The 5139-nt window shown below is 60.7% G+C and carries 7 protein-coding genes; 4 read left to right on the forward strand and 3 right to left on the reverse strand.

Annotation, left to right across the window (positions count from 1 at the left end; translation table 11 throughout):
- A partial coding sequence (locus WA989_RS02085; RefSeq protein WP_424338872.1) for an SEC-C metal-binding domain-containing protein occupies positions 1–724 on the forward strand: 724 nt, incomplete at its 5' end.
- Here the strand turns inward: WA989_RS02085 and WA989_RS02090 are convergent.
- Positions 721–1632 (reverse strand): 1-acyl-sn-glycerol-3-phosphate acyltransferase, encoded by a 912-nt coding sequence (locus tag WA989_RS02090; RefSeq protein WP_424338873.1) that lies wholly within the window; start codon positions 1630–1632, stop codon positions 721–723. The two genes, WA989_RS02085 and WA989_RS02090, sit on opposite strands and share 4 nt — an antisense overlap.
- Before the next feature lie 233 nt (positions 1633–1865).
- Here WA989_RS02090 and WA989_RS02095 point away from each other — a divergent pair, with 233 nt between their 5' ends.
- The 3 genes from WA989_RS02095 to zapE are packed head-to-tail and all read left to right on the forward strand — an operon-like array spanning position 1866 to position 4152.
- Positions 1866–2303 carry a response regulator gene (locus WA989_RS02095; protein WP_424338874.1) on the forward strand — a complete coding sequence of 146 codons (438 nt, stop codon included), beginning with the start codon at positions 1866–1868 and terminating at the stop codon, positions 2301–2303.
- Between the two features lie 58 nt (positions 2304–2361).
- Complete coding sequence (locus WA989_RS02100; protein WP_424338875.1) at positions 2362–2979, forward strand: rhomboid family intramembrane serine protease; 618 nt, start codon at positions 2362–2364, stop codon at positions 2977–2979.
- A gap of 6 nt (positions 2980–2985) precedes the next feature.
- Positions 2986–4152, forward strand: coding sequence for a cell division protein ZapE (gene zapE, locus WA989_RS02105; protein WP_424338876.1), 1167 nt, complete (start codon positions 2986–2988; stop codon positions 4150–4152).
- Here the strand turns inward: zapE and WA989_RS02110 are convergent.
- Positions 4111–4830, reverse strand: a complete 720-nt coding sequence (locus WA989_RS02110; RefSeq protein WP_424338877.1) for a hypothetical protein — start codon at positions 4828–4830, stop codon at positions 4111–4113. The two genes, zapE and WA989_RS02110, sit on opposite strands and share 42 nt — an antisense overlap.
- Positions 4831–5001: 171 nt before the next feature.
- A partial coding sequence (rpmE, locus tag WA989_RS02115) for a 50S ribosomal protein L31 (RefSeq protein WP_424338878.1) occupies positions 5002–5139 on the reverse strand: 138 nt, incomplete at its 5' end.

Genomic DNA, 5139 nt, shown 5'->3' on the forward strand with positions numbered 1-5139 from the left:
CGCCATCGCCATGCCGCCTAAGGCCTTTGCCGAGCAGTGGGACGTGGACGGACTTTCAGAAACGCTGAAAAACGAGCTCGGCCTCGACCTGCCGATCGCCAAATGGGCCGCCGAGGAAGGCGTCGCCAATGAAGAGATCGCAGAGCGTATCCGCGTGGCGGCAGACCAGGCCTTCGAGAACAAGGTCGAACAGGTCGGCAAGCAGCAGATGCAGCAGGTTGAGAAACAGGTCCTGCTCCAGGTGCTCGACGGGCGCTGGCGCAACCATCTCCAGCAGATCGACCAGCTGCGCTCTGTCATCCACCTGCGCTCCTACGGCCAGCGCGACCCGCTGAACGAGTTCAAGGAAGAAGCCTTCAAACTGTTCAATGACCTGCTCGACACGATGCGCACCGAAGTGACCCGCATCCTGATGAATATCCGCATCGCGCCGCCTGCAACCGATGACCAGCGCGCCGAAATGGCGGCTGCCCGCGAGCAGCTGCTACGCCGCGAACAGGCCGCGCCTGCAACCTCAGAGACGAAGCTCGATCCCGATACAGGCGACAATGAAATGACGCCTGACGTGGTCGAGAAGCCGGGCGATCCGCATGCCGGCCCGCCGCTTCATCAGGCCGAGGATGACTGGTCGAAGACGCCGCGCAATGCGCAATGCCCGTGTGGCTCAGGCAAGAAGTACAAGCATTGCCACGGCTCGCTGATCGGGTCTGATCAGAGCGTTTAAGCCCCGGCCTTTGGTTCCGGCGGTTCAAATTCCTTATGCGGATCATCGGCCAGGTGATAGGCGACGTGATCGCGTAGCCGCTCGGTGACATTCGCCGCATCGCCTTCGAGTTTGTCCGGCGCGATCACCGGCCCGAATGTCATATCGAACTTCGCGCGCTTCTTGTTGAGCAGCTCATTGAACAAAGTAATATCGCGCAGCTCGCCATTGATCTGGCTGAGCTTGTAGAACAGCCAGGAATTCGTCGCTTCAAGATGCAGCGGCACGATCGGCGCCTTCTGCTTGCGCGCAAGGCTGACCACGGTCGGAAACCAGTCCTGCTCTGTGAGGGTGCCATCAATTTTCTTGGCGAGCTTGCCAGAAGGAAAGATCACCACGCATTTTTCCTGCGCGAAGGCCTCGGCCGCCTGGCGCAGTGTCTCGCGCGTCTTGGCCGGGGTTCGCTTGGAGGCGACCCATTCAATCGGGATCATCACGTCCTGGAATCGCGGATTGACCCGGATCGCATCGGCATTGGCGAAAAAGACGATGTCCTGGCGTTTCGCAATCAGCGCATCCCAGACCGCCACGCCATCGGCGAGCCCTGTCGGATGGTTCGCCGCGACGACCACCCGGCCGCTTTCGGGTAGCCGGTCGATATGGCTGAGGCTGAGATCGATATCGAGTTCCTGCGACAGGTATTCGAAGGAACGCCGGCCATTCAGCTGCATCAGCTCATCGGCCATGCGCCGTGCCTTGCTATAGCCGAGCATCGAATAGAGCGTCGGGCGCACGACGGGCCAGGTCCAGTGATCGACAAAGCTCGGACAACGCTCAGCAATCAGCGCGTCAACGATGTGCGCTTCGGTCTCTTCAATCCCTTCAAGAAAAACAGAAGCCGAGGATTTTTTTTTGATCGCCTCTTCCATGCGCTTGTCCTGCCCTTGCCCAGGCCTTCCGCCTGAATCGCCTGTCACTGTTCAGCTTATCACGGATTCGATACAGCGCATCGCTTTAACTCAGCCTCGTCCAGAATGTTGAATTGTAAAGGTTTCAGCAAGTTTCGCTTTACCAAGCTGTAAGGCGAAGCTGTCAGGTTGAGCCCAGCTAAGGGGGAGCGCTGATGGTGCTCCGGTTACTGGACCAGACAGGGTAGAGTTCAATGAAAGTATTGTGGATCGAGGATCATGAGCCAGTAAGAGACATGCTGGCCATTGTAGCTGACAAGGCCGCTCGCGCCCGCGTCCAGATTGACCTCGTCCTTGCGCCGACGCTGATGGAAGCCGAGCGCCGCCTGCGTCTCGAACGCTTCGATCTTGTCATCACCGAACTGACCCTGCCGGACAGCTATGATGGCGACATGACGATTGCGCGCATCGCCAATATGGGGCGCCACCGCATCGCTGTTTCGACCGCCAATCCTGATCGCGACACGATTGTCGACACCGCGCTTCGCTGCGGCTGCAACATCGCCCCGGCCCCGGTTTTCAAGGCAAATCTGCCCTATAACCGCTTCATCCAGCGCCCCGAAGCCATGCTCGACTTCTTCTTCGACCAGATGGATCAGGCCACCATACAGCCCCAGATCGCTGCGGCTTAGGCATTTTCTGCAACAAAGCCGATGCAAGCAGGGCCAAGCTGCGCTAGGGCAGTGAGCCATGGAGCAGCTTACCCTTTTTCCCGCCACGCTGACGCTGATTGCAATCAACGTCGCCGCCAGCCTCTACGCCTGGGCGAACCCGAAATTCCTGATGGGCAATCTCTTCTGGGTCCAGGGTGTCCGTGAAAAGCGTGAATACCACCGCTTCCTGACCGCCGGCTTCCTGCATGGGGGGGTGTTCCACCTGCTGATCAACATGTTCGTCCTTTTTCAATTTGGACGGATTATCGAAGACATTCTCGGCACGCCGAAATTCCTCATCGTCTATTTCGCAGCGCTGCTTGGCGGCAATGCGTGGGCGTATCTGGAAAACTTCCGCAAGCCGGATTACCGCGCGCTCGGCGCGTCAGGCGCAACCAGCGGGATCATCCTCTCCTTCTGTCTCTTCCTGCCCTTCGCGACGCTCCTCTTCTTCGTCATCCCGATGCCCGCCGTCGTCTTCGCTGTCGCCTTTATCGGTATTTCGATCCTGCTCGCGCAGAATGAGAACCGGGTGATCGGTCACGAGGCCCATCTCGGCGGGGCGATCTTTGGTCTCGTCGCTACGATGATTGTCGAGCCGCGCTCGCTGTCGATCTTCTCAGATCAGGTCGCCCGCGTGCTTGGAGGAGGCTGACCGGGTATGAGCGTCGAGACCGCCTATCGCGCCCGTATAGACTCCGGCCAGCTGGTCGAGGACCCGGCGCAGCTCGACGCCGCCAGAAAGCTCGACAGCGTCCTGCAGCGCCTCAAAAATGCGCCCTCTGGCGGGCTTTTCCGCAAGGAGCCGCATATTCGCGGCCTCTATATGTGGGGCGGCGTCGGGCGCGGCAAATCCATGCTGATGGACTTGTTTCACGAGCTATCGCCGGTCGCGTCCAAACGCGTCCACTTCCATGAATTCATGGGCCGGGTGCATGACGAGATGGCCGCCTGGCGCGACATGGACGATGGCGAACGCCGCAGGGCGGCCCACCGCGTCAGGAAAGCCGGCAATGACCCGATCGCTCCAGTGGCGAAACTGATCGCCTCGGAAGCGAAACTGCTCTGTTTTGACGAGTTTCAGGTGACGCAGATCGCTGATGCGATGATCCTTGGCCGTCTGTTCGAGGATCTGTTCGAGCGGCGCGTCACCGTGGTCGCGACCTCGAACCGCCATCCCGACGAGCTTTACAAGGACGGTCTCAACCGCCAGCTCTTCCTGCCTTTTATCGAGACCATCAAGGACCAGTGCGAGGTGTTTCATCTCGCCGCCGAGACCGACTACCGCCTCGAACGCCTCAAGGAAGCGCCGGTCTGGCACGTAATGACGGGGGCTGAGGCAGAGGCCCGCCTCGACAAGGCCTTTGACCGGCTGACGCTCGGCGCGCATGCCAATCAGTGTTTCCTGCATGTCAAAGGCCGCAAGCTGCTCGTCCCGCGCGAGGCCGCAGGCGTTGCCCGGTTCAGTTTCGAGGAGCTCTGCGCCCGCCCCCTCGGCGCGCGCGACTATCTCGCCATCGCGGCCAATTTCCACACCGTCCTCATCGACGCCATCCCGACACTCACGCGCGAGAAGCGCAATGAAGCGGCTCGTTTCGTCGCGCTGATCGATGCCCTCTATGAGGCGCGGGTGAAACTCGTCGCCACAGCCGAAGCAGACGCCGATGATCTCTACCCGTCAGGCGATGGCAGCTTTGAATTCCAGCGCACAGCCAGCCGCCTGCATGAGATGCGCTCCGAAGAATATCTGGCGCTCGAACACCGCGTGCCGCCGCGCGCCGAAGACCTAGAACGTGGCGGCGACGAAAGCCCCGACAGCAAAGCCTGAATCTTTCGCCGAGATGATCGCCCCATTGGCGATATCGTCGGCAAAACTGTCCTGATCGGCCACTTCATAGCGCGCATAGCCGCCAATCTCGGCTGTTTCGCTGACCGGCCGGACCGCGCCAATCTCGACCCCGGCATAGCTTCGCGTCTCGGACCCATCGCCCGGCTCGACAAAACCCGCCCGGCCAATGGCATAGCCCGACCAGTCCCCGGCTCCCCACTCGGGGCCTGCGGTCACTTCCAGCCCGTAATCCTCGAACTCGGCATCATAGAAGCCAGCAATGGCAGGGCTCAGCGGCAGCTCGACAAGGACGACTTCCCCGAACAGTTCGAGGCTCGCCTCATCGCCTTCTCCCGGATATGTCAGCCAGTTGGCGGAAACATCGGCCGCATAGCCTGCACCCTGCCAGCCATAGCCGATTGTGTAATCGAACTCATCTGCGAAGGCGGCCTGGTCATCGCCAAACGGCGTCAGCCTGTAGAGCCCGCCATAGAGCACGCCCGCGCCAGCTTCCTTTTCGGCCAGAAGCGCGACCTCCAGCGTCGGCCCGCCAATCTGCTCGCCCCTGTCGATCAGCATGGAGGAGACGACCGCTTCGGCCACGAATTGTGTTTCGCCCATGGCTTCCCCGGCAAGAAGGGCGGCTGGCAGCAGTGTGGGAAGGCGTTTGAATATCATGAGCGCGGCGGCCTTTTCGTCTGGCTTTACCCCCTAATACCTAGCAGTCCTGCGGCCCGCGCCCAATCATCGTCCCGGCATTCGGCAAAGTCTGACCCGAACGCGAAAGCCCAAACAAAAAACCCCGCCGTTTCGGGCGGGGCTTTTCTATCTGATGGAGTCAGATGAGGCTTACACGAAGCCTTTGAACTTGTCCTTGAAGCGTGACACGCGGCCGCCGCGGTCAAGCTGCTGTGTGCCGCCGGTCCAGGCCGGGTGCGAGCTGGAATCGATATCCAGAGTCAGCTTGTCGCCTTCCTTGCCATAGGT

The sequence above is a fragment of the Henriciella sp. genome, from assembly GCF_049649345.1.
In the GTDB taxonomy this organism is placed as follows: Bacteria; Pseudomonadota; Alphaproteobacteria; order Caulobacterales; family Hyphomonadaceae; genus Henriciella.